Annotated in this window: 20 protein-coding genes and 1 rRNA gene; 19 read left to right on the top strand and 2 right to left on the bottom strand. The window is 72.4% G+C overall.

What is annotated here, in order from left to right; genetic code table 11:
• Positions 1-2: 2 nt before the first annotated feature.
• Both rrf and IEZ24_RS20835 read left to right on the top strand, forming a co-directional pair.
• Positions 3-120, top strand: a 5S ribosomal RNA gene (rrf, locus tag IEZ24_RS20840).
• A gap of 220 nt (positions 121-340) precedes the next feature.
• The gene (locus tag IEZ24_RS20835; protein WP_242498622.1) at positions 341-721 is read left to right on the top strand and encodes a single-stranded DNA-binding protein; all 381 of its coding nucleotides are present in this window, start codon (positions 341-343) and stop codon (positions 719-721) included.
• Here IEZ24_RS20835 and IEZ24_RS20830 read toward each other — a convergent pair.
• Entirely contained in the window at positions 696-1814 is a 1119-nt protein-coding gene (locus IEZ24_RS20830) for a DUF1015 family protein (RefSeq protein ID WP_129457015.1), read from the bottom strand. The two genes, IEZ24_RS20835 and IEZ24_RS20830, sit on opposite strands and share 26 nt — an antisense overlap.
• A gap of 48 nt (positions 1815-1862) precedes the next feature.
• Between IEZ24_RS20830 and IEZ24_RS20825 the strand changes: the two genes are divergently transcribed.
• Genes IEZ24_RS20825 through IEZ24_RS20790 form a run of 8 tightly spaced genes read left to right on the top strand, consistent with a single transcriptional unit; the run spans position 1863 to position 10465 of the window.
• Positions 1863-2882 (top strand): HAD-IIA family hydrolase, encoded by a 1020-nt coding sequence (locus IEZ24_RS20825; protein WP_129457014.1) that lies wholly within the window; start codon positions 1863-1865, stop codon positions 2880-2882.
• A 10-nt stretch (positions 2883-2892) separates the two neighbouring features.
• Positions 2893-3081, top strand: coding sequence for a hypothetical protein (locus tag IEZ24_RS20820; protein WP_129457013.1), 189 nt, complete (start codon positions 2893-2895; stop codon positions 3079-3081).
• 6 nt (positions 3082-3087) lie between these two features.
• Entirely contained in the window at positions 3088-3927 is an 840-nt protein-coding gene (locus IEZ24_RS20815) for a TlyA family RNA methyltransferase (protein WP_129457012.1), read from the top strand.
• Positions 3924-4889, top strand: a complete 966-nt coding sequence (locus IEZ24_RS20810; RefSeq protein WP_242498621.1) for an NAD kinase — start codon at positions 3924-3926, stop codon at positions 4887-4889. Before IEZ24_RS20815 ends, IEZ24_RS20810 begins: the two co-directional genes overlap by 4 nt.
• Entirely contained in the window at positions 4882-6654 is a 1773-nt protein-coding gene (recN, locus tag IEZ24_RS20805) for a DNA repair protein RecN (protein ID WP_129457011.1), read from the top strand. Before IEZ24_RS20810 ends, recN begins: the two co-directional genes overlap by 8 nt.
• A 15-nt stretch (positions 6655-6669) precedes the next feature.
• A complete protein-coding gene (steA, locus tag IEZ24_RS20800) occupies positions 6670-7869 on the top strand; it encodes a putative cytokinetic ring protein SteA (protein ID WP_129457010.1) in 1200 nt (399 codons plus the stop codon).
• Entirely contained in the window at positions 7866-8759 is an 894-nt protein-coding gene (locus tag IEZ24_RS20795; RefSeq protein ID WP_165356215.1) for a copper transporter, read from the top strand. Before steA ends, IEZ24_RS20795 begins: the two co-directional genes overlap by 4 nt.
• An 11-nt stretch (positions 8760-8770) precedes the next feature.
• Positions 8771-10465 carry a CTP synthase gene (locus tag IEZ24_RS20790; protein WP_129457008.1) on the top strand — a complete coding sequence of 565 codons (1695 nt, stop codon included), beginning with the start codon at positions 8771-8773 and terminating at the stop codon, positions 10463-10465.
• 58 nt (positions 10466-10523) lie between these two features.
• On the opposite strand, the gene pepN is transcribed toward IEZ24_RS20790, so the two are convergent.
• Positions 10524-12971, bottom strand: coding sequence for an aminopeptidase N (pepN, locus tag IEZ24_RS20785; protein WP_129457007.1), 2448 nt, complete (start codon positions 12969-12971; stop codon positions 10524-10526).
• 45 nt (positions 12972-13016) lie between these two features.
• On the opposite strand from pepN, the gene IEZ24_RS20780 reads away from it, so the two are divergent.
• From IEZ24_RS20780 to IEZ24_RS20740, 9 genes are all read left to right on the top strand, one after another.
• Positions 13017-13661, top strand: a complete 645-nt coding sequence (locus IEZ24_RS20780; protein WP_129457006.1) for an NUDIX domain-containing protein — start codon at positions 13017-13019, stop codon at positions 13659-13661.
• A gap of 78 nt (positions 13662-13739) precedes the next feature.
• Entirely contained in the window at positions 13740-14855 is a 1116-nt protein-coding gene (gene ald, locus IEZ24_RS20775) for an alanine dehydrogenase (RefSeq protein ID WP_129457005.1), read from the top strand.
• Positions 14852-15784, top strand: a complete 933-nt coding sequence (gene xerD, locus IEZ24_RS20770) for a site-specific tyrosine recombinase XerD (protein ID WP_242498620.1) — start codon at positions 14852-14854, stop codon at positions 15782-15784. Before ald ends, xerD begins: the two co-directional genes overlap by 4 nt.
• Before the next feature lie 49 nt (positions 15785-15833).
• Positions 15834-18431: a DEAD/DEAH box helicase gene (locus IEZ24_RS20765; protein ID WP_129457004.1), complete on the top strand. Its 2598-nt coding sequence runs from the start codon at positions 15834-15836 to the stop codon at positions 18429-18431.
• Positions 18432-18752: 321 nt separating this feature from the next.
• The gene (locus tag IEZ24_RS20760) at positions 18753-19673 is read left to right on the top strand and encodes a ParA family protein (RefSeq protein ID WP_318151931.1); all 921 of its coding nucleotides are present in this window, start codon (positions 18753-18755) and stop codon (positions 19671-19673) included.
• Positions 19658-20020 carry a hypothetical protein gene (locus IEZ24_RS20755; protein ID WP_207206945.1) on the top strand — a complete coding sequence of 121 codons (363 nt, stop codon included), beginning with the start codon at positions 19658-19660 and terminating at the stop codon, positions 20018-20020. Before IEZ24_RS20760 ends, IEZ24_RS20755 begins: the two co-directional genes overlap by 16 nt.
• Entirely contained in the window at positions 20017-20919 is a 903-nt protein-coding gene (locus IEZ24_RS20750) for a segregation and condensation protein A (protein WP_129457003.1), read from the top strand. Before IEZ24_RS20755 ends, IEZ24_RS20750 begins: the two co-directional genes overlap by 4 nt.
• A complete protein-coding gene (gene scpB / locus IEZ24_RS20745) occupies positions 20916-21710 on the top strand; it encodes an SMC-Scp complex subunit ScpB (protein ID WP_129457002.1) in 795 nt (264 codons plus the stop codon). Before IEZ24_RS20750 ends, scpB begins: the two co-directional genes overlap by 4 nt.
• Before the next feature lie 7 nt (positions 21711-21717).
• Complete coding sequence (locus IEZ24_RS20740; protein ID WP_129457001.1) at positions 21718-22521, top strand: pseudouridine synthase; 804 nt, start codon at positions 21718-21720, stop codon at positions 22519-22521.
• Positions 22522-22530 lie beyond the last annotated feature (9 nt).

The following is a 22530-nucleotide window of genomic DNA, read 5'->3' as shown; positions in this document are numbered from 1 at the left end:
GTTACGGCGGCCATAGCGAAACGGGAAACACCCGGTCCCATACCGAACCCGGAAGTTAAGCCTTTCAGCGCCGATGGTACTGCAACCGAGAGGTTGTGGGAGAGTAGGACGCCGCCGGACAAACATTGTGAAAGTGGGGTCACCTTCGGGTGGCCCCACTTTTGCGTTCCCGCTCGAAGGTCGTCAACCAGCCGGTCTTCGCGGATCGCCGCGCGTCATCCGGCAACGTGACCACGAATCGTCCACAGGCCGGCGGTGCGCGGGGTCGTCCACAGGGCATGCCGCATCGCTGCGCCGGTGGTCGGTGCCGGCGGGAAGTCTTCGTCCCAGGAGGTGCACTGTGACGAAGACACAGACCGTCAAAGCACAGAATGGCGCGGCGGGCGTTGCCAACGAGGTGCGGCTGCTGGGCCGGCTGAGCGGGGCTCCGATGGCGGTGGAGCTGCCGAGCGGAGACGCGCTCGTGACCTTCCGCATCTCGGTACCCCGGGCGTCACCGACCGGGCGCGGCCCGACCTCCGCGCAACGGGTCGACTCGATCCCGTGCACGGCGTGGGCGCCGCGGCTCCGCCGGAGCATCGCGACGTGGCGTGCCGGGGATGTCGTCGAGGTGGTGGGCGCAGTGCGGTGCCGGTTCTACCAAGCGGGTGGTGCGACCCGTTCGCGTGTCGAGGTGGAGACGTCCGCGGCGCGGATCATGCGTCGTTCATCGGCCGCATGAGGACCCCGAGGCTCGGCTTCGGCTGGAACGACGTCGCCTTCTCGGGAAGAAGCCCGCCTGACTCGACGATGGCTCGAACCTGCTCGAAGTCCGGGCTCGGCAACAGCACCGCAGGTGTGGTGCCGGAGGCGGCGGCAAGCGCATCGTCGACGCTGTGGTGGTACTCGACCCGCGGCAGCGGATCGGCCAGGCGACCGAGCACCTGCTCGTGGAGCCAGGACACCGCCGCCTGGCGTGCGAGGTCGCCCGGGGCCACCGCGTACCACGTGGCGCCGTCGGTCAGCACGAGGTGGGTGCTGTCGAGGGCGCCGAGCGCCCGTGGGCGCTGGTGCTCGGTGACGGCGGCGCCGGCCGCGCGGGCGGCCTCCGCCAGCGGCGCCAGCGAGACGCCCGGGAGCGTCCGGTGGATCGCTCCCAGGAACAGGGGCGTGTCGTGCTGGTCGACGAGCATCGCGAGGCCGGCGTCCCACGCCGTGCCGGGATGCTGTTCCTGGAGTCGGAGGTACGCGGCGTACCGGTGGTGCCCGTCGGCGATGAGGCAGCGGGACGTGGCCAGCAGCGCACCGACGGAGTCGAGCAGGTCCGGGTCGCGGATGGCCCAGATCCGCTGACGCTGCCCGGTCCGGTCGAGGTACCGCCAGTCGGGCACGGTGCGAGCGACCTCGCCGATGATCTCGCGGAGCGCGTCCGGCCCGTGGTGGACGAGCAGGATCGGGGCCGGGTTGAGCGACATCTGCGACATCCGGTCCGCGAGCTCGCCTGCCTGCTCGGGATGGATCGCCTCGTGCGGCCAGACCGCCCGATCGGCCGGCGCGGCGGCTCGCTCGGAGACGCGCAGCGCTCCGACGAGACCGCGGACGGTCAGCCCCCCTGACGTGTACTCGTGCAGGTACAGCGCGGGTGCGGTGTCGGTGATGGCACGACCGCGCTCGATCCACTGGGTCAGGCGGGTGGCGACGTCACGGTAGGGTCGCGCCAGCGCTCGTGCAGAGGCCGGGTCGCCGACGCGTTCCGGCGACAGCATGACGGCCCGGAACGGCATGAGCTCGAGGGGCTTCGCCACGTAGGGAGGCACGATGGTGGCGGAGTCCATCGGAGCATCGTAGGGGGGTGCTCGTCACGATCCAGAGAGGGGTTCAGCATGCTCGAGGAGTCCACGGCGCCGGTCGTCGAGGCGCACGACCTGGTCATGTTCGACCTCGACGGCGTGGTCTACGTCGGCACGGAGGCGATCGAGGGCGTCGCGGAGCGCATCGACCGCGTACGCGCGACCGGTCGCCACGTCGCATTCGTGACGAACAACGCGTCCCGGACGCCGGCGCAGGTGGCCGCGAAGCTCACCGGGGTGGGAGTCCAGGCCGAGCCCGCGGACGTCGTCACGTCCGCCCAGGCGGCCGCACGGCTGCTGGCCGAGGCGCACGGCGAGGGCGCCAGGATCCTGCTGCTCGGCGGGGAGGGACTGCGGGTGGCCCTCCTCGAGGCGGGCCTCGAACCGACGGACGAGCCGGACGGGGTGGCGGCCGTCGCGAGCGGCTACGGACCCGATGTGAGGTGGCGAGACATCATGCGGGTCTCGACGCTCGTCCGGGACGGCCTGCCCTACGTCGCCAGCAATGCGGACCTGACCATCCCGACCCCCTACGGACTGGCCCCCGGGCACGGTGTCCTCGTGCGGACGATCACGGGGTTCGCCGGCGTCGACGCCACCGTGGCCGGCAAGCCCGAGAGGCCGCTGATGGAGGAGACGGTCCTGCGCGTCGGTGGCGACCGGCCGATCATGGTGGGGGACCGGCTGGACACCGACATCGAGGGCGCGCACGCGATCGCGGCCCCGTCCCTGCTGGTGCTCACCGGCGTGACCTGGCTGGAGGAGCTGGCGGCCGCGACGCCCGAGCTCCGCCCGACGTACATCTCGCCGACGCTGGAGGGGTTGTTCGAGCCGCACCCGGTGCCGGCGGTGGACGGCGTGGCCGTCGAGCTCGGCGGGTGGGCCGCTCGCGTGAGCGACGGTGGCCTGCGGGTGGTGGGGGAGGGCTCCGTCGCGGACTGGTGGCGGGTCGCTGCCACCGCCTGCTGGCGCCACCTCGACGAGTCGGGCGAGGTCGCCGACGTCTCCGACACGACGCCGCCCGGGCCTGTTCGACAGCTCGGCGCCGAGTAGGCTCGCGGCCATGAGCGAGGTGTCCACCGACCACGAGTCCACCGGCGTCGAGGCAGTGGACCGGGTCCTGGCCGAGGTGGCGGGTCTCGCCGACTCCCCGGTGGACCAGCACGTCCAGGTGTTCGAACGCGCACACGACCAGCTGCGGCGCGCCCTCGACGCCCAGCCCGAAGCGCCCGGCAACGCCCGGGACGTCTGAGCGACCGTGCCGCCCAGACGACTACGCCTGGACCAGGAGCTGGTCCGGCGCGGGCTGGCCCGTTCGCGCGAGCACGCCAGCGAGCTGGTGGCCGCCGGCCGGGTGACGGTCTCCGGGGCGCCGGCGACGAAACCGGCGACCGGGGTGACGACCGACGTCGCGATCGTGGTGAAGGACGACCCGTCGACGGTGGACTACGTCTCCCGCGGTGGTCACAAGCTGGCCGGTGCCCTGGCGGCCTTCGCCGACCACGGCCTCACCGTGGGCGGCAAGCGCTGCCTGGACGCGGGCGCCTCGACGGGGGGCTTCACCGACGTGCTGCTGCGCGCCGGTGCGCGCGAGGTCGTGGCCGTCGACGTCGGTTACGGCCAGCTGGCGTGGTCCCTGCAGAGCGACGACCGCGTCCAGGTCCACGACCGCACCAACATCCGGGACCTCACCCTCGACGTCATCGGGGAGCCGGTCGACCTCGTCGTCGGCGACCTGTCCTTCATCTCGCTGGCCCTGGTGCTCGACCCGCTCCTGTCGGTGACCCGGGAGGACGGCGAGCTCGCGCTCATGGTGAAGCCGCAGTTCGAGGTGGGCAAGGACCGCGTGGGCAAGGGTGGCGTGGTGCGCGACCTCGGGCTGCGGGCCGAGGCGGTCACCACCATCGCGGACCTGGCTGCCGAGCGCGGCTGGGGTGCGGTCGCCGTGACCGTGAGCCCCCTCCCCGGACCGTCGGGCAACGTCGAGTTCTTCCTGCTGCTGCGCCACGGCCCTGCTTCGATCGGCGCGGACGAGATCCGCGCCGAGGTCGAGCGTGCCCGGTCGTTGGGGGTGGCGGGTGAGAGGGTGGATCCGTGACCAACGAGAGCCCGCGGCGCCGAGTCATGGTGCTGGCGCACACCGGTCGTGCCGAGGTGCGCGACGTGGCCCGTCAGTGCGTCAAGAGCCTCACCACGCACGGCATCGCCGTACGCCTCCTGCCCGACGAAGCCGCTGACCTGGGCCTGGAGGACGTCGACGGTCTCGTCGAGACGACCCTCCCCGACCACCTGCCCGGCGAGGGCTGCGAGCTGGTGCTCGTCATCGGGGGAGACGGCTCCATCCTGCGGGCCGCCGAGCTCACCCACGAGACGAGCACGCCGCTGCTGGGGGTCAACCTCGGACACGTCGGCTTCCTCGCCGAGGCCGAGCAGGAGGACGTCGAGTCCACCATCACCGCGATCGTCCGGCGCGACTACACCGCCGAGGACCGCCTGACCCTCGACGTACGCGTCCTGGTGGGCAAGGAGGTGCTGTTCTCGACCTTCGCGCTCAACGAGGCGAGCGTCGAGAAGGCCGCGCGCGAGCGGATGCTGGAGGTGGTCGTCGAGGTCGACGGCCGTCCCCTCTCCCGCTGGGGCTGCGACGGTGTCGTGTGCGCCACGCCGACGGGCTCCACCGCCTACAACTTCAGCGCCGGGGGGCCGGTGGTGTGGCCCGAGGTGGAGGCCCTGCTGATGGTGCCGCTCAGCGCCCACGCCCTGTTCGCACGCCCGATGGTGGTCGCCCCGACCTCGGTGCTCGCCGTCGAGGTGCTCGCCAACACCGAGGGGTCCGGCGTCCTGTGGTGCGACGGCCGCCGCACCGTCGACCTGCCGCCCGGGGCTCGCATCGAGGTGCGCCGCGGCGCGCGGCCGGTGCGGCTGGTCCGCCTGCACCAGGCGCCGTTCACCGACCGCCTGGTCGCGAAGTTCGACCTCCCGGTCGAGGGCTGGCGTGGCGCCGCCGAGCGTCGACGCCGCGACGGCGGGGACCACGACGGGGGCGAGAAGGATGCTTGAGGAGCTGCGGATCAGCCAGCTCGGGGTCATCGAGTCGTCCACGCTCGAGCTCGGCCCCGGACTGACGGTGATCACCGGCGAGACCGGCGCCGGCAAGACGATGGTCGTCACCGCGCTCGGCCTGCTGCTCGGCGGCCGGGCGGACTCGGGAGCCGTACGCTCCGGTGCCCGGCAGTCGAGGGTCGAGGGTGTCGTCGCCACCGGATCGCTGACCGGCTTCAGGGAGGCCGTCGAGGAGCTCGGTGGTGAGGTTGAGGAGGACCGGGTCGTGCTGGCGCGCAACGTCGCCGCGCAGGGGCGCTCCCGTGCCTGGGTCGGGGGTGCCTCCGTTCCGGTGACCACCCTGGCCGACGTGGCCGAGCCGCTCGTCGCCGTGCACGGCCAGTCCGACCAGCACCGGCTGCTCCGGCCCGGGGCGCAGCGCGCTGCGCTCGACCGGTTCGGCGGAGACGCGCTGGCGACCACCCTCGCGGCCTACGCACAGTCGTGGGCCGAGCTCGTGGCCACCGAGCGCACCCTCGCCGAGGTCGTCGGCTCCGCCCGCGAGCGGGCGCGCGAGGCCGACCAGCTGCGCTTCGGCCTCGGCGAGGTCGAGGCGGTGGACCCGCGGCCCGGGGAGGACGCCGAGCTCGCCGCGGAGGAGACCAGGCTCGGCTTCGCCGACACTCTCCGCACCGCGGCCGAGACGGCCCGCGAGGCACTGTCCAGCGAGGACGGCGCCGCCGACGCCCTCGCGACCACGAGCGCTGCGCGCCAGGCGCTGGAGGGCGTACGGGACCACGACGCCACGGCCGGCGAGCTGGCCGACCGGCTGGCCGAGCTGGGCCACCTCCTCGTCGACGTTGCCGGTGACGTCGCGTCCTACGCGGCCTCCCTCGAGACCGATCCCGCCCGCCTCGCTGCGGTCTCGGAGCGCCGGGCGGCGCTGACGGCGCTGACGCGCAAGTACGGCGAGACGATCGACGAGGTGCTGGCCTGGGCCGAGGACGGTGCCAAGCGGCTGCTGGACCTCGAGGACACCGACGGTCGGATCAGCGAGCTCGCGGAGCGCCGCGACCGCCTGCGCTCCGACCTGGGGCGCCACGCGGCCGACCTGAGTGCGCAGCGGACCGATGCTGCCGAGCGCCTCGGGGCGGCGGTGAGCGACGAGCTGACCTCGCTCGCGATGCCGCACGCGACCGTCACCATCGCCGTCACGCAGCAGGAGACCCCGACGCCCGAGACCCCCGCCGGCCCACAGCTGCTGGTCGACGGCCGATGGGTGCGGGCGAGCGTGCACGGCGTCGACGACGTCGAGTTCCTGCTCGCGGCCAACTCCGGCGCCGACGCCCGACCGCTGCACAAGGGCGCGTCGGGCGGCGAGCTGTCGCGTGTGATGCTGGCGCTCGAGGTGTCGCTGGCCGAGACCGGATCCGTGCCCACCTTCGTCTTCGACGAGGTCGACGCCGGCGTCGGCGGCAAGGCGGCCATCGAGGTCGGACGCAGGCTGGCGGCCCTCGCGCGCACCTCCCAGGTCCTCGTGGTGACCCACCTGCCCCAGGTGGCGGCGTACGCCGACCGGCACGTGGTCGTGCACAAGTCCAGCGACGGGTCCGTCACCACCTCGGGCCTGGTGTCGCTGGGCGAGGACGATCGCGAGCGCGAGCTCTCCCGGATGCTCGCGGGCGTCGAGGACTCCGAGAGCGCGCGCGCCCACGCCCGCGAGCTGCTCGAGGCCGCCGCGCCCGAGCGGGCGTGCCTCCCCGAAGGGCAGGGCCGCGGCTGACACCATGGCGCGGTCATGAAGTTCGCAGTCCGCTCCCGCTCAGCCCCCGCCCTCCCCGGCGTGCACGGCACGGCCCGGGTCCACCGCCGCACGGCCAGCGCGCTCGGTCGCCTGCACGACGGCGACGTCGCCGTGCTCGACCACCTCGACATGGATCGGGCCACGGCCCAGGCACTGGTCGACGCCGGTGTCGTGGCCGTGGTGAACGCCGGTCCGATGATCTCGGGGCGCTATCCCAACCTCGGACCCGAGCTGCTCGTCGACGCCGGCGTCGCGGTCGTGGACAACGCCGGACCGGCGGTCTTCGACCGGGTCAAGGACGGCGCCGCGCTGCGGATCGACGGCGGAGACGTCTACACCGGGGACACCCTGGCCGCGGCCGCCCGCGAGCTGACCCCCGAGCTGGTGCGCGACGAGATGGCCAGGGCGCGCACCGGCCTGGCCGCGCAGCTGGAGAGCTTCACCCACAACAGCACCGAGTTCCTCCGCCGCGAGGAGGACCTGCTCCTCCACGGCCACGGCGTGCCGCGGACGGCGACCGAGATGGCCGGGCGGGCGGTCGTGGTGACCGTGCGCTCGCACGGCTGGGAGTCCGAGCTGCGCGGCATCAAGCCGTTCGTACGCGAGCAGCGCCCGGTCCTGGTCGGGGTCGACCGCGGGGCCGACGCGCTCGTCAGCGCCGGGCACAGCCCAGACGTCGTCGTCGTGACCGGCGGCTCCGACGACCTTCCTGCCGCCGCGGTGCTGCGCAAGGCGCGCGACGTCGTCGTGCTCGTCCAGCGAGGTGCACCCCGCAGCGTCACCGAGCCGTTCGAGCGCCTCGGCATCCGCCCGCTGCGCTTCGAGACGACAGCGACCACCGAGGACGCCGCGCTGCTGCTGGCGTCCGCCAGCGAGGCGTCCCTGGTCGTGGGCGTGGGCATGCACGCCACGCTCGACGAGTTCCTCGACAGCCGACGCACCGGCCTGGCCAGCACCTTCCTGACCCGGCTCAAGCTCGGTCCCGACCTCGTCGACGCTGCGGCCCTGCCCCGGCTCTACGACGGAGCGGTGCGACCGCGCCATCTCGCCGGCGTGCTCGCCGCCGGGACGCTCGCGCTCGCCGCGGCGGTCAGCGTCACGCCGGTCGGCCAGCAGTGGGTCGACGACCTGTCCCCGGGCGTCACCAGCACGACGTCCGACCTGATCGACAACGTACGAGGAATCCTCCCGTGATCACCCTGCGCCACCACCTGCTCACCGTCGTCGCCGTCTTCCTCGCCCTCGCGGCCGGCATCGTCCTGGGCGGCGGTCCGCTGTCCGACGTCAACCAGAGCGTCGTGACCGCGGGCAACGACGACGAGCCCGCTCCCGCCGCGGACCGGGCACGCACCGACTACACCGAGAGCTTCGTCTCGGCCCTCGGCCCGGGCGCCGTGGGCGGCCGGCTGGCCGAGCGCTCGGTCGCGCTGGTGACCCTGCCCGGCGCCGACGAGCAGGTCGTCGCGGCGCTCGCCGAGCAGGTGGCTGCGTCCGGCGGCAGCGTCAGCGCTCGCTACGAGCTCAGCGACGACCTCGTCGACCCGGGCCAGAAATCACTGGTCGACACGCTCGGCAGCCAGCTGCTGACCCAGCAGGCCGAGGGCGACGTGGCGGCCGAGGCCTCGACGTACGACCGGATCGGCCAGCTGCTGGGCCTGGCCGTGGCGACCAAGGACGTCGAGGGCCAGGAGGTCAACGGCAAGGCGCGCGCCATCGTCGACGCCGTGAGCGGCGCCGGTCTGATGGCGAAGCCGGACGAGGTCTCGCAGCGCGCGCCGCTGGTCCTGCTCGTGCTCGGGACGGACGCCCGCGACGAGGGGGCCGACGCGATCCTCGCCGGGCTCGCCCAGGGCCTCGCGGCACAGTCGGTGGGCGTGGTGCTCGCCGGCACGACCGCCGACGGTGGGGACGGACAGCTCGGGCGCTTCCGCGCCGACCCCGCTGCGAGCGGCGTCGCCAGCCTCGACGGCATCGACACGACGGCCGGTCGGGTGGCGACGATGATCACACTGCAGCGCTCGCTCGCGACGCCGGGCGGCGCGTTCGGTGCGTCGGGTGCCGACGGACCCGTCCCCCTCGGGTAGGATCGAAGCCCGTGAAGAGCCGCACGCCGACCAAGCACGTATTCGTGACCGGAGGCGTCGCCTCCTCCCTCGGCAAGGGGCTCACCGCCTCCAGCCTGGGCAACCTGCTGAAGGCGCGCGGACTGCGCGTCACGATGCAGAAGCTGGATCCGTACCTCAACGTCGATCCGGGCACGATGAACCCGTTCCAGCACGGCGAGGTCTTCGTGACCAACGACGGCGCCGAGACCGATCTCGACATCGGCCACTACGAGCGGTTCCTCGACACCGACCTCAACCAGATCGCCAACGTGACGACCGGACAGGTCTACTCCACGGTGATCGCCAAGGAGCGCCGCGGCGACTACCTCGGTGACACCGTCCAGGTGATCCCGCACATCACCAACGAGATCAAGGACCGCATCCTCGCGATGGGCGGACCCGACATCGACGTCGTGATCACCGAGGTCGGCGGCACGGTGGGCGACATCGAGTCGCTGCCGTTCCTCGAGGCCGCGCGCCAGACGCGTCACGAGATCGGTCGCGACAACTGCTTCTTCATCCACGTCTCCCTCGTGCCCTACATCGGACCGTCGGGCGAGCTGAAGACCAAGCCGACCCAGCACTCCGTGGCGGCCCTGCGCTCGATCGGCATCCAGCCCGACGCCATCGTCTGCCGCGCCGACCGTGAGCTGCCCGAGGGCATCAAGCGCAAGATCGCCCTCATGTGCGACGTCGACGACGAGGCCGTCGTCACCGCGGCCGACGCACCCTCGATCTACGACATCCCCAAGGTGCTGCACCGCGAGGGCCTCGACGCCTACGTCGTGCGCCGCCTCGACCTGCCGTTCCGCGACGTCGACTGGACCACCTGGGACGACCTGCTGCGCCGGGTGCACCACCCCTCGGAAGAGGTCACGGTCGCGCTCGTCGGCAAGTACATCGACCTCCCCGACGCCTACCTCTCGGTCAGTGAGGCACTCCGTGCGGGTGGCTTCGCCCACGAGGCCAAGGTCAACATCCGTTGGGTCGCCTCCGACGAGTGCGAGACCGAGGCGGGCGCCGCCAGGCAGCTCGCCGACGTCGACGCCGTGCTCGTCCCGGGCGGCTTCGGCGTGCGCGGCATCGAGGGCAAGCTCGGCGCGCTGCGCTACACCCGCACCCACGGCATCCCGACGCTGGGCCTGTGCCTGGGCCTGCAGTGCATGGTCATCGAGTACGCCCGCAACGTGGCCGGGCTCGCCAAGGCGGGGTCGACGGAGTTCGACCCCGACACCGTCGAGCCGGTCATCTCGACGATCGAGGAGCAGAAGAAGTTCGTCGAGGGCGCCGGCGACCTCGGCGGCACGATGCGTCTCGGCCTGCAGAAGGCGGAGCTGCTCGAGGGCAGCGTCGTGCGCAAGGCGTACGGCTCTGCGACGGTCGAGGAGCGCCACCGCCACCGCTACGAGTTCAACGACGCCTACCGCGAGACCCTGGCCGAGGCCGGGCTGGTCTTCTCCGGCATCAACCCCGAGCTGGGGCTGGTCGAGTTCGTGGAGCTCCCCGCGGACGTGCACCCCTACTACGTCGCGACGCAGGCGCACCCCGAGCTGCGCTCGCGCCCGACCCGACCGCACCCGCTCTTCGCCGGGCTCGTGGGGGCCGCCATCGAGCGGCAGCGCTCCGAGCGGTTCCCGATCGACGAGACGGGGCTGCGCCGCAAGGACGAGGACGCCGAGGTCTGAGCAGCGCGGGCCTCGATGTGCCCGCTCGTTCCTCGCGGGCTACTCGACCACGGAGGCCTCAGAGCTGGCGGGCCTGGAGGATCCGGCCGAGCACGAACGAGTTCGAGCGGAGCTGGTTGCGGGCGTACGCCATCAGGCTGGGGTCGTCGGCGGCCGCCTCGGCGGCGGCGAGGAACCTCGCGTCGCCCGCACCGAGCGGGTACATCGCACGGATCGTGAGGCCCTGGTTGAGCAGCCCGCCCTTGAGCGTGTGCAGCTCCTCGAGGTAGCGGTGGGCGAACGGAGCCAGCAGCTCCGCCTGGCCGGGACGCCAGAACGTGGACCCGAGGACGAGAGTCTCCCTGCTGGCGGGCACGGCGTAGTCGACGAAGAACGCGCGCCACACCTCCTCCTTGGCCTCGACGCTCGGGTTGGCCGCCAGGACCGCGAGCCGTCGCATGCCGGCGTCGGGGTCGGGGTCGGACTCGAGCAGGCGGGCGACGCGGTCCTCGTCGTAGTCGCCGAGCTCCGAGCGGCGTACGGCCATCCGCCAGGCGAGGTCGAGGTCGGTCGCGTCCTCGGCGGCAGCCTCCAGCGCCGTCCAGTGGGCGTCGGTCGAGGCGGACGCAGCCAAGGTGCGCAGCGCCGCCTGTCGCGCGTCGGGTAGGCCGACGAGGCGCACGGCGGCGTCGGCGAGGCCGCGCAGGAGGTCGGGGGACTCCGAGGCGGGCGCCCACCGGTCGGCGACCTGCAGCGCCTGCGAGAGGAACGGCTCGATGAGGGCGGGGCTGGTCTCGGACGACAGGGCGCGGTTCAGCGCGGCCGAGACGTCGCGGGGCGCGACGTCGCCTAGCAGCAGGAGCTGTCCGGCCGTGGCTGCCACGAGCGCACGGTCGAGCGGGTCCTCGAGCTGCTGCACCCGCTCCAGCATCCGGGTGAGCGAGACCGGGTCGGGCTTGACCGCGGCGAAGGTGAAGTCGCCGGCGTTGACGAGTCGCAGGTCCCCGGCGGGCAGGTCGACCGGTGTGCGCCGGCCGCCGACCTCGTGGGACGAGCGTCCGACGGGGACGAGGTCGTCGCCGGTGGTGTCGAAGACGGCGATGTCGAGGCGGTGCGGCCGGGGCTCCTGGTCGTCGGTCGTCTGGACGACGAGCTCGTCGTCCACGAGCGAGATGACGTCGGTGCCCGCCTCGTCGAGCCAGGCCTTGGTCCAGGCCGACAGGTCACGGCCGGACGAGCGGGAGTAGCAGTCCATGAGGTCGTCGAGCCGCGTGTTGGTGAAGGCGTAACGGCTGAAGTAGTCGCGCAGCCCCTCGACGAACGCGTCCTCGCCGATGAAGGCGACGAGCTGGTGCAGGACGCTCTGGCCCTTGACGTAGGTGATGGCGTCGAAGTTCGACATCGCCGCGGAGACGTCGGGGACGTCACTGCGGATCGGGTGGCGGGCCGGGCTCATGTCCATCTCGTAGGCGGTGCGCTTGGAGACCGCCAGGAACGTCGCCCACTGCTCGGTGAACTCGCTGGCGCCGGCCATGCCCCAGTTGGCCGCCCAGGACGCGAAGGCCTCGTTGAGCCAGAGGTCGTCCCACCACTGCATGGTCACGAGGTCGCCGAACCACATGTGCGCCATCTCGTGGAAGATGAACTCCGCGCGCACGGCCCGCTGGGCGTGGGTCGGGGGAGTGCGGAAGAGCTGGCCGTCGCCGTAGGTGACGCAGCCCCAGTTCTCCATGGCGCCGCCGAGGTTGGGCACGAAGACCTGGTCGTAGCGCTCCTGGGGGAACGGGTAGCCGAACTTCTCTCCGAAGAACGCCAGGCCCTGGCGGGTCAGGGTGACCATCTCGTCGAGGTCGCGCTCGAGGACCGGCACGAGGGACTGCCGGCAGTAGAAGCCGAGGTCGTAGCCGTCGTGCCGGCGCCGCACCTCGTGGAACGGGCCCGCGTTGACCACCACGACGTACGTCGAGAGGCGGGGCGTGTCGGGGAAGGTCCAGACCCGGGCGTCCTGGGTCTCGGCGTCCGTGACCGACTCGGGGGCGCCGTTGGAGGTCACCACCCACGAGGACGGCGCGGTGACGACGAAGCGGTGCGGCGCCTTGAGGTCGGGCTGGTCGAAGCAGGCCCAGACCCGGCGGGCCTCGTCGGGCTCCAGGCTGGTCCAGACGTAGACGAGCTTGTCGGTGGGGTCGACGGTGCGCAGGATGCCCTCGCCGCGACCGGTGTTGGTGGTGTCGGCCTCGACGACCAGGACGTTGTCGGCTGCGAGCGGGGGGAGGGGGAGGCGGCCGTCGGCGGCCTGCGAGACGTCGACCTCCTCGCCGTTGAGCGTCGCTCTGCGCACGTCCATGGCGACGTCGACGAACGTCGTGGCTCCGGGGTCCGAGCAGGTGAACGCGATGGTGCTGACCGAGGCGAAGCGCTCACCCTCGAGCAGGCCGGTCATGTCCACGGCGATGTCGTAGCGCTGGACCTCGAGGAGGTCGGAGCGGATCGCTGCTTCGGACTTGGTGAGGCTCGACAACGTCATGGGCCCGACCGTACTCAATCCGTCCAGCCGCGCTAGCGTCTGGGCATGCCTGCCGCTGACGCTGATCCGCACTCCGGCGACGACGGAGGATCTCCCGCCGAGCCGCTCGCCGACCGGCCGATGTCGTGGCCGGTGGTCGCCAGCCGGGACCTGCACCGTGACGACTGGGTCGTGGCCCTGCGGGAGGACCGGATCACCCGGCCCGGGCACGCGGAGGAGTTCACCCGCATCAGCCTCGAGCACCCCGGCGCCGTCGTCGTGCTCGCGGTGGACGACGACGAGCGGGTGATGTGCCTGCGGCAGTACCGCCACACCAGCGGGTACGAGTTCGTCGAGCTCCCCGCCGGTCTGCGCGACGCGGGCGACGAGCCCGCGGTGGAGACGGCCAGGCGCGAGCTGCGCGAGGAGGTCGAGCTCGAGGCGCGCGAGTGGCGCCCCCTGCTGAGCACCTACGGGAGCGCGGGCATCAGTGACGAGGTGCACGAGATCCTGCTGGCACGCGGGCTGACGCACGCCTCGCGTGGCGACTTCGACCTGCGCCACGAGGAGGCGGAGATGGAGCGCTTCTGGGTGCCGATGGCGGACCTGCTGGACGCGGTGCTCGAGGGCCGGGTCCGGCAGGGCCCACTGGTCCAGGCGGTGCTCGCCTATGCGGTGCTCAAGCAGCGAGGGGCCCTCGACGCCCCGTGAGGCGGCGCGGGAGTAGTCTCGCTCCCGCTGTGAGGCGAGCCACACCGTCGTGGCCACCCGGACCCTGAGGAGCAAGGCATGAAGGTCGGCGTACCCAAGGAAGTCAAGAACCGCGAGTACCGCGTGGCCCTGACCCCCATCGGCGTGCACGAGCTGGTCCAGCACGGTCACGAGGTCGTGGTCGAGAAGTCCGCGGGCGTGGGGTCGCAGATCCCCGACGAGGAGTACGTCGCCGCCGGCGCCACGATGCTCGACACGGCCGACGACGTGTGGGGCGACGCCGACATGATCCTCAAGGTCAAGGAGCCGATCGCCGAGGAGTACGCCCGGATGCGGGAGGGCCAGACCCTCTTCACCTACCTCCACCTCGCCGCCGACAAGCCCCTCACCGAGGAGCTGATGTCCCGCAAGGTCACGGCGATCGCGTACGAGACGGTGCAGCTGCCCTCCGGCGGCCTGCCGCTGCTCTACCCGATGTCGGAGGTCGCGGGCTGCCTCGCGCCCCAGGTCGGGGCGTACTCGCTGATGAAGGCCAACGGCGGTCGCGGCGTCCTGATGGGCGGCGTCGGTGGCGTGGCCAACGCGAAGGTCGTCATCATCGGCGCGGGCGTGTCGGGCCAGAACGCCGCCAACATCGCGCTCGGCATGGGCGCCGACGTGACCCTGCTCGACACCGACCTCGACAAGCTGCGGATGTCGTTCTGGCGCTACAACAACCGCGTCCACGGCCTCGCCTCCTCCAAGCTCGCGATCGAGCAGCAGGTCATGGAGGCCGACATGGTCATCGGCGCGGTCCTGATCCCCGGTGCCGCGGCCCCCAAGCTGGTCAGCAACGACCTGGTGTCGCGGATGAAGCCCGGCTCGGTGCTCGTCGACATCGCCATCGACCAGGGCGGTTGCTTCGAGGACTCCCACGCCACGACGCACGACGACCCGACCTACGAGGTCCACGACTCGGTGTTCTACTGCGTGGCCAACATGCCCGGCGCGGTGCCCAACACCTCGACGTACGCCCTGACCAACGCGACGCTGCCCTACGCCGTGGCGCTGGCCGACAAGGGCTGGCAGCAGGCGCTGCGCGACGACCGCAGCCTCGCGCTCGGCCTGAACACCCACGCCGGGCAGCTCACCAACGCCCCCGTCGGCGCTGCCGTGGGCATCGACTCGGTGGACCTCGACACCGTCCTGGAGTGAGCTCCGGGGTTCCGTTGCGCCGGGCCGTGCGCACGTATCTCGACCACCTCACGGTCGAGCGTGGTCTCGCGGCCAACACGCTCAGCTCCTACACCCGCGACCTGGGGCGCTACGACGAGTTCCTGGCGGCCCAGGGCATCGACGACCTCGACGCGGTCACCGAGGCGACGGTGGCCGCGTTCCTGGTGAGCCTGCGGGAGGGGAGCGCGGCGCACCCGCCGCTGAGCGCGACGTCGGCTGCGCGCACGGTCGTGGCGGTGCGCGGGTTCCACCGCTTCGCGGTGTCCGACGGTCTGGCGCAGGCCGATCCGGCGGCGGCCGTCAAGCCGCCGACACCGGCCAAGCGGTTGCCCAAGGCGCTGCCGCTGTCGGACGTGGAGGCCATCCTCGAGGCGGCGGGGGCACCCGACACGGTGCTGGCGCTGCGCGACCGCGCCCTGCTCGAGCTGCTCTACGGCACCGGCGCCCGCATCTCCGAGGCGGTCGGCCTCGACGTCGACGACATCGACCAGGTCGACGGCACCGTGCTGCTCCGCGGCAAGGGCGGCAAGGAGCGGCTCGTGCCCGTCGGCGGCTACGCCCGCGAGGCGGTGGCTGCCTACCTCACCCGCGCGCGCCCGGATCTGGTCGGCGCCGGACGTGGGGGGCCGGCGATGTTCCTCAACTCCCGGGGCGGCCGGCTCTCGCGGCAGAGCGCGTGGGCGGTGCTCGTCAAGGCTGCCGAGCGCGCCGGCGTGACGGCGTCGGTGTCGCCGCACACGCTGCGCCACTCGTTCGCCACGCACCTGCTCGACGGCGGGGCGGACGTACGCGTGGTGCAGGAGCTGCTCGGCCACGCGTCCGTGACGACCACGCAGGTCTACACGCTCGTCACCGTCGACAACCTGCGCGAGGTCTTCGCGACCGCCCACCCCCGCGCCCGGGACTGACTGCCGCGCCGGCTGCGTGTCCGCTCCCGCAGGATGGTTGGATCGACCCATGCCGGACCCTGCGCGCCTCGACACGAGGGTCCCGACGGGCGCCGACCCGGACGCGGTCTACGACGCCTTCACCGGCTGGGTGTCCGACCGGGGGCTGGAGCTCTACCCGCACCAGGACGAGGCCGTCATCGAGCTGCTGGGTGGCAACCACGCCATCCTCGCCACGCCGACCGGCTCCGGGAAGTCGCTGGTCGCGATCGGCGCCCACGTCGCAGCGCTCGCCCAGGACAAGGTCAGCTTCTACACCGCGCCCATCAAGGCGTTGGTCAGCGAGAAGTTCTTCGCTCTCATCGAGGTCTTCGGCGCCGACAACGTCGGCATGCTGACCGGTGACGCGGCGGTGAACCCGGACGCCCCGATCATCTGCTGCACCGCCGAGGTGCTCGCCAACATCGCGCTGCGCGAGGGCCGGTCGGCGGACGTCGGGCTGGTGGTGATGGACGAGTTCCACTTCTACTCCGAGCACGACCGCGGCTGGGCCTGGCAGGTGCCGCTGCTGGAGCTCGTCGACGCCCAGTTCCTGCTGATGTCCGCGACGCTGGGAGACGTCTCGTTCTTCGTCGAGGACCTGCGACGACGCACCGGCCGCGACACCGCGGTCGTGGACGACGCCGAGCGGCCCGTACCGCTCGGCTTCCGGTGGTCGATGGACACCCTGGACGACACGCTCGAGGAGCTCGTGTCCACGGGACAGGACCCCGTCTACGTCGTGCACTTCACGCAGGCGGCCGCGGTCGAGCACGCCACCAACCTGCTGCGGCATCCGCCCAAGAAGGTCGACAAGGACGCGATCGCCGAGCGGATCGGCGCTTTCCGCTTCGGCGCCGGCTTCGGGAAGACGCTCTCGCGACTGGTGCGCAACGGCATCGGCGTGCACCACGCCGGGATGCTGCCGAAGTACCGCCGGCTGGTCGAGACGCTCGCGCAGGCCGGGTTGCTGCGCGTCATCTGCGGCACCGACACGCTCGGTGTCGGCATCAACGTCCCGATCCGCACGGTCCTGTTCTCCGGGCTCGCGAAGTTCGACGGCAACCGGCAACGGGTGCTCCGCACACGGGAGTTCCAGCAGATCGCCGGTCGCGCCGGCCGGGCGGGCTACGACACGGCCGGCTACGTCGTCGTCCAGGCGCCGGACTTCGTCATCGAGAACGAGCAGGCCAAGGCCAAGTCCGCCGCGCGGGTCGCGGCCGGCAAGAAGAAGTCGAAGGCCCAGCTCAAGAAGCCGCCCGAGGGCACGGTCGTGTGGACCGAGCAGACCTTCGACAAGCTGGTCGCGGGTGTGCCGGAGCGGTTGAGCAGCCGGATGAAGGTCGACAACGCGATGCTGATCAACGTGGTCTCCCGCGAGGAGGACGCGTTCGCGGTGATGCGCCGCCTGGTCACCGACAACCACGAGGACCGGCGCGCCCAGCTGCGGCTGGCCCGCCGCGCCCTGAGGCTGGCGCGCTCGCTGGTGCGCACGGGCATCGTCACCCGCCTCGACGAGCCGGACGGGCATGGTCGACGCTTCGTGCTGACGGTCGACCTGCCCGACGACTTCGCGCTCAACCAGCCGCTCGCCCACTTCGCGCTCGCCGCCTTCGACGTCCTCGACCCCGAGTCGGAGACCTACGGCCTCGACGTCGTCTCCGTCGTCGAGGCGGTCCTCGAGGCGCCGCGCCAGATCCTGATGGCGCAGCAGCACGCCGCTCGCGGCGAGGCGATCGCGGAGATGAAGGCCGACGGCCTCGAGTACGACGAGCGGATGGCGCTGCTGGAGGAGATCACCTGGCCGCAACCGCTGCGCGAGCTCCTCGAGGCCCTCTACGAGACCTACCGCCAGACCCATCCGTGGCTGCCCGACGACGCCCTCGGGCCGAAGTCGGTCGTGCGCGAGATGTGGGAGAACGGGATGGGGTTCACCGACTTCGTCGGCCGCTACCAGCTCGCCCGCTCCGAGGGCCTCGTGCTGCGCTACCTCACCGACGCCTACCGCACCCTGCGCCAGACGGTGCCCGAGGCGCACCGCGCCCCCGAGGTCGAGGACGTCATCGAGTGGCTGGGGGAGACGGTGCGCCAGACGGACTCGTCGCTCCTCGACGAGTGGGAGGCGCTGTCGGACCCCGACCACGTGTCGAGCGCCGTCGCCCACCACGAGCCGCCGCCACCTCCGCGCCCGCTGTCCAGGCAGGAGCGCCCCTTCCGGGTGATGCTCCGCAACGCCATGTGGGCCCGGGTCGACGCCGTGTCCCGCGACGACCTCGACACGCTCGTACGCCTCGAGCGCAACGCCGCCGACCGCACCGACCCGCCGCGCCAGGTCGTGGTCGGCCGATCGGCCTGGGACGCCGCGCTGGAGGACTACTACGCCGAGCACGACCGGGTGCTGACCGACGGCGACGCGCGCGGACCCGACCTGCTGGTGGTGGGGGAGGAGCGCACGGGTGAGCCCGTGGGCGCCGAGGACGGCACCACCGCCCGCGTGCGCGACGTACGCCAGACGATCCACGACCCGGAGGGCCACCACGACTGGGTGATCGAGGCCGTCGTGGACTGCGACGCGACCGACGCCGCAGGCGAGCTGGTGCTGGCGACCACAGCGATGCGGCGGCTGTGAGACAGGGCTGTGACGACGGGGCTGTGAGGACGGTGCCGCCGGGCGCGTAGAGTCCCGCGCGGTGTGGCCGGGGACCCGTCCCGGACCGGTCTCGAACTGGTGCGGGAACTGTCGACGTGTCGACAAAGCCGGAGGCGTCCGGCGTGGTCCAATCGAGGTCCAGGCCGATGCACGACGGATGCACGAGGAGCAGACATGAGCGGTGCGGGATTCCACGGTCACGACACGGGCAGCAGTGCCACGCAGATGCCGCCCCTCGTACGACCTCCGCAGCCGCACCACAGTCCACAGCCCGGCCCGACCCTGCGAGACGAGCACAACGTGACCCAGCCGATCCCCTTCGAACGCCCCGTCGAGACGCGCTCCGAAGCGCGCGCCGCGACGACCGCCACGGCGGAGCCGCCCCTCGGCCCCACCGGCCGCCCGATGCCGGTGTTCCCCGAGCCGACCCCGATCACCCAGCACGGGGGCGCCCGGGTGATCTCGATGTGCAACCAGAAGGGCGGGGTCGGCAAGACCACCACCACGATCAACCTCGGGGCCTCGCTCGCGGAGTTCGGTCGCCGGGTGCTGCTGGTCGACTTCGACCCGCAGGGCTCGCTGTCGGTCGGCCTGGGACTCAACCCGCACGAGATGGACCTGACCATCTACAACCTGCTGATGGACCGCGACGTCACCCTCGACGAGGTCGTGGTGCCCTCCGGCATCGAGGGCATGGACCTGCTGCCCTCCAACATCGACCTGTCCGCGGCCGAGGTGCAGCTCGTGCACGAGGTCGCCCGCGAGCAGACCCTCCAGCGGGTCCTCGCGCCGGCGCTCGAGCACTACGACGTGATCCTCATCGACTGCCAGCCCTCGCTCGGCCTGCTGACGGTCAACGCGCTGACGGCCTCCGACGGCGTCATCGTCCCCCTCGAGTGCGAGTACTTCGCACTGCGCGGCGTCGCGCTCCTCAAGACCACCATCGACAAGGTGCGTGAGCGGCTCAACCCCAAGCTGGAGATCGACGGCGTGCTCGGCACCATGTTCGACGGCCGCACGCTCCACAGCCGCGAGGTGATGGAGCGGCTGGTCTCGGCGTGGGGCGACACCGTCTTCCACACCGTCATCCGCCGCACCGTGAAGTTCTCCGACGCGACGGTCGCCGGTGAGCCCATCACCTCCTACGCCTCGTCGTCCACGGGCGCCGAGCACTACCGCCAGCTCGCGAGGGAGGTGCTGACCCGGTGGCCCGCCGAGTGAGCATGCCGGCCGCGGACGACCTGTTCCGGCCGACGTCCGAGAGCGGCGACGCGACCGGGACCGAGGCGGGGAAGCGTCCCCGCCGGGTCCGCGCGGTGGCCGACGACGCCGAGCCCGCCGGGCCGAGGCGGCCGAGCGGACGGGTCCGCCACGACGAGAAGATGACGGTGTACGTCACCTCCGACGAGCTGCTCGACATCGAGCACGCCCGCCTCGTGCTGCGCCGCGAGCACGGCCTGGCCGTCGACCGCGGGCGCCTGGTCCGCGAGGCCCTCGCCATGGTGCTCGCGGACCTCGAGGCCCAGGGGGCCGACAGCGCCCTGGTGCAGCGGCTGCTCGACGAGTGAACGCCCCCGCCCGACCTGCCTCGGACCCGGCGTCGAGCGCGCTCGAGCCCGGGAGCGAGGCTCCGGCGTTCGCCGTACGGCTGGACAACTTCGAGGGTCCGTTCGACCTGCTCCTCGGCCTGATCGCCAAGCACAAGCTCGACATCACCGAGGTGGCGCTCTCCCAGGTCACCGACGAGTTCATCGCGCACGTGAAGAACCTCGGCGGCTCCTGGGACCTCGAGCAGACCACCTCCTTCCTCGTGGTGGCCGCCACCCTGCTGGACCTCAAGGCGGCCCGGCTGCTGCCGCAGGGCGACGTGGAGGACGAGGAGGACCTCGCGCTGCTCGAGGCCCGCGACCTGCTCTTCGCCCGCCTCATGCAGTACCGCGCGTTCAAGCTGGTCGCGTCGGTGCTCGAGGGGCGACTCGCCTCGGAGTCGCGGCGGCACCCCCGCGCTGTCGGGCTCGAGGAGCGGTTCGCCACCCTGCTGCCCGAGGTGCTGATCGGGATCGGGCTCGACGACTTCGCCCGGCTCGCGGCCCGCGCGATGGAGCCCAAGCCGGTCCTCGAGGTGTCGCTCCAGCACATCCACGCCGCCAAGGTCAGCGTGCGCGAGCAGGCCCAGGTCGTCGTCGACCGGCTGCGCCGCAGCGGCACGATGACCTTCCGAGCCCTGTGCGGCGACTCGCCCGACCGGCTCACCACGGTCGCGCGGTTCCTGTCGCTCCTCGAGCTCTTCCGCGAGGGCGCCGTGTCGTTCGACCAGGTGACACCCCTGGGCGAGCTGACCGTACGTTGGACCGGCGCCGAGGACGGTGACGTCGACATCCACGACGAGTTCGACGGCGCGCCCGTCGACGACGATGATGCAGCCATGCCGTCGGTGGCAGCCGACGAGCCGGAGGAGGACCAGTGAGCCAGCAGCCCGACGTCGACCCGAGCGAGGTGGACACCCTCGCCGTGGCGGTGGCCGAGCTGCGCCCGGCGCTGGAGGCGATCCTCATGGTCTCCGACGAGCCGCTCGCAACGGTCCGGCTGGCCTCCGTGGTGGGCCACCCCGTCGAGGAGGTAGAGGCAGCCCTCGTGGCGCTGGCCGCGGAGTACACCGACCAGGGCCGCGGCTTCGACCTGCGATCGGTCGCAGGCGGCTGGCGCTTCTACTCCCGCGCCGACTTCGCCGCCGTCGTCGAGTCGTTCGTGCTCGAGGGCCAGCAGGCCCGGCTCACGCAGGCGGCGCTCGAGACGCTCTCGGTGGTCGCCTACAAGCAGCCCGTGTCGCGCGCCCGCGTCTCCGCGATCCGTGGCGTCAACGTCGACGGCGTGATGCGTACGCTCCTCACCCGCGGGCTCGTGGAGGAGGCCGGGCAGGACGAGCAGAGCGGTGCGAACCTCTACCGCACCACCTCCTACTTCCTCGAGCGCATCGGCATCACCTCGCTCGACGAGCTGCCCGAGCTCGCCCCGTACCTGCCCGACATGGACGACCTCGAGGACGAGCTGGCCAGCGTCGCCGGGCTCGACGCGCCGGCCCCCGAGCCCGCCCCCGAGCCCGCCCCCGAGCCCGCCCCCGAGCCCGCCCCCGAGCCCATCCCAGAGCCCGCCGCGGAGCCCGAGCCCGGGCCCGCCCCCGAGCCCACTCCCGAGAGACACCACTCGCCGCACAGCGGGTCCGGCACCGAGCCCGACGGCGGGACCGAGATCGCATGAGGACCGCATGAAGCCGCACGACGCCCCCGACAACGACCAGCCCGCCTCGCAGCGTCCAGCCACCGACGAGGACGGCCTGATCCGCCTGCAGAAGCTGCTGGCGCAGTCGGGCGTGGCCAGCCGCCGCAAGTGCGAGGAGCTGATGCTCGACGGGCTCGTCGAGGTGGACGGCGAGGTCGTCACCCGTCTCGGGACCAAGGTCGACCCGCGCACCGCGGTCGTCCGCGTCGACGGCAAGCGGCTGCCGCCGATCAGCGACAAGGTCTACCTGGTGCTCAACAAGCCCCGTGGCGTCGTGTCGACCATGTCCGACCCCGAGGGCCGACCCACGCTCGGCGACCTCGTGGCCGACCGGCCCGAACGGCTCTTCCACGTCGGCCGGCTCGACACCGACACCGAGGGCCTGATCATCCTCACCAACGACGGCGACTTCGCCCAGCACCTGGCCCACCCGTCCCACGAGGTCGACAAGACCTACGTGGCGGAGGTCGAGGGCGAGGTGCACGTCCGCACCGTCCGCGAGCTGCTCGCGGGGGTCACCCTCGACGACGGTCCGGTCACCGTCACGCACGCGCGCGTCGTCGGCGGCGACCCGCGCCGCGAGGGCAGCAAGCGGTCGATCGTCGAGCTCACGATCCACGAGGGCCGCAACCGCATCGTGCGCCGGCTCCTCGACCACGTCGGTCACCCCGTCCGCCGGCTCACCCGCACCCAGATCGGTCCGGTCACGCTGGCGCGGCTGGGCCCCGGGGAGATGCGCGAGCTCACCGTGGCGGAGCTGGGCGAGCTGATGGACAGCGCGCAGCTCTGAGGTCGCTCG

It is taken from the genome of Nocardioides ganghwensis (assembly GCF_014779655.1).
GTDB lineage: Bacteria > Actinomycetota > Actinomycetes > Propionibacteriales > Nocardioidaceae > Nocardioides > Nocardioides ganghwensis.
The sequence above is the reverse complement of the archived record's forward strand: the minus strand, read 5'-3'. Positions and strand labels throughout refer to the sequence as shown.

Coding starts and splice junctions, on each gene's coding strand:
- IEZ24_RS20830 (WP_129457015.1), bottom strand. CDS start 1,814: ATGGACTCCGCCACCATCGTGCCTCCCTACGTGGCGAAGCCCCTCGAG.
- IEZ24_RS20825 (WP_129457014.1), top strand. CDS start 1,863: ATGCTCGAGGAGTCCACGGCGCCGGTCGTCGAGGCGCACGACCTGGTC.
- IEZ24_RS20820 (WP_129457013.1), top strand. CDS start 2,893: ATGAGCGAGGTGTCCACCGACCACGAGTCCACCGGCGTCGAGGCAGTG.
- recN (WP_129457011.1), top strand. CDS start 4,882: ATGCTTGAGGAGCTGCGGATCAGCCAGCTCGGGGTCATCGAGTCGTCC.
- steA (WP_129457010.1), top strand. CDS start 6,670: ATGAAGTTCGCAGTCCGCTCCCGCTCAGCCCCCGCCCTCCCCGGCGTG.
- pepN (WP_129457007.1), bottom strand. CDS start 12,971: ATGACGTTGTCGAGCCTCACCAAGTCCGAAGCAGCGATCCGCTCCGAC.
- IEZ24_RS20780 (WP_129457006.1), top strand. CDS start 13,017: ATGCCTGCCGCTGACGCTGATCCGCACTCCGGCGACGACGGAGGATCT.
- ald (WP_129457005.1), top strand. CDS start 13,740: ATGAAGGTCGGCGTACCCAAGGAAGTCAAGAACCGCGAGTACCGCGTG.
- IEZ24_RS20765 (WP_129457004.1), top strand. CDS start 15,834: ATGCCGGACCCTGCGCGCCTCGACACGAGGGTCCCGACGGGCGCCGAC.
- IEZ24_RS20740 (WP_129457001.1), top strand. CDS start 21,718: ATGAAGCCGCACGACGCCCCCGACAACGACCAGCCCGCCTCGCAGCGT.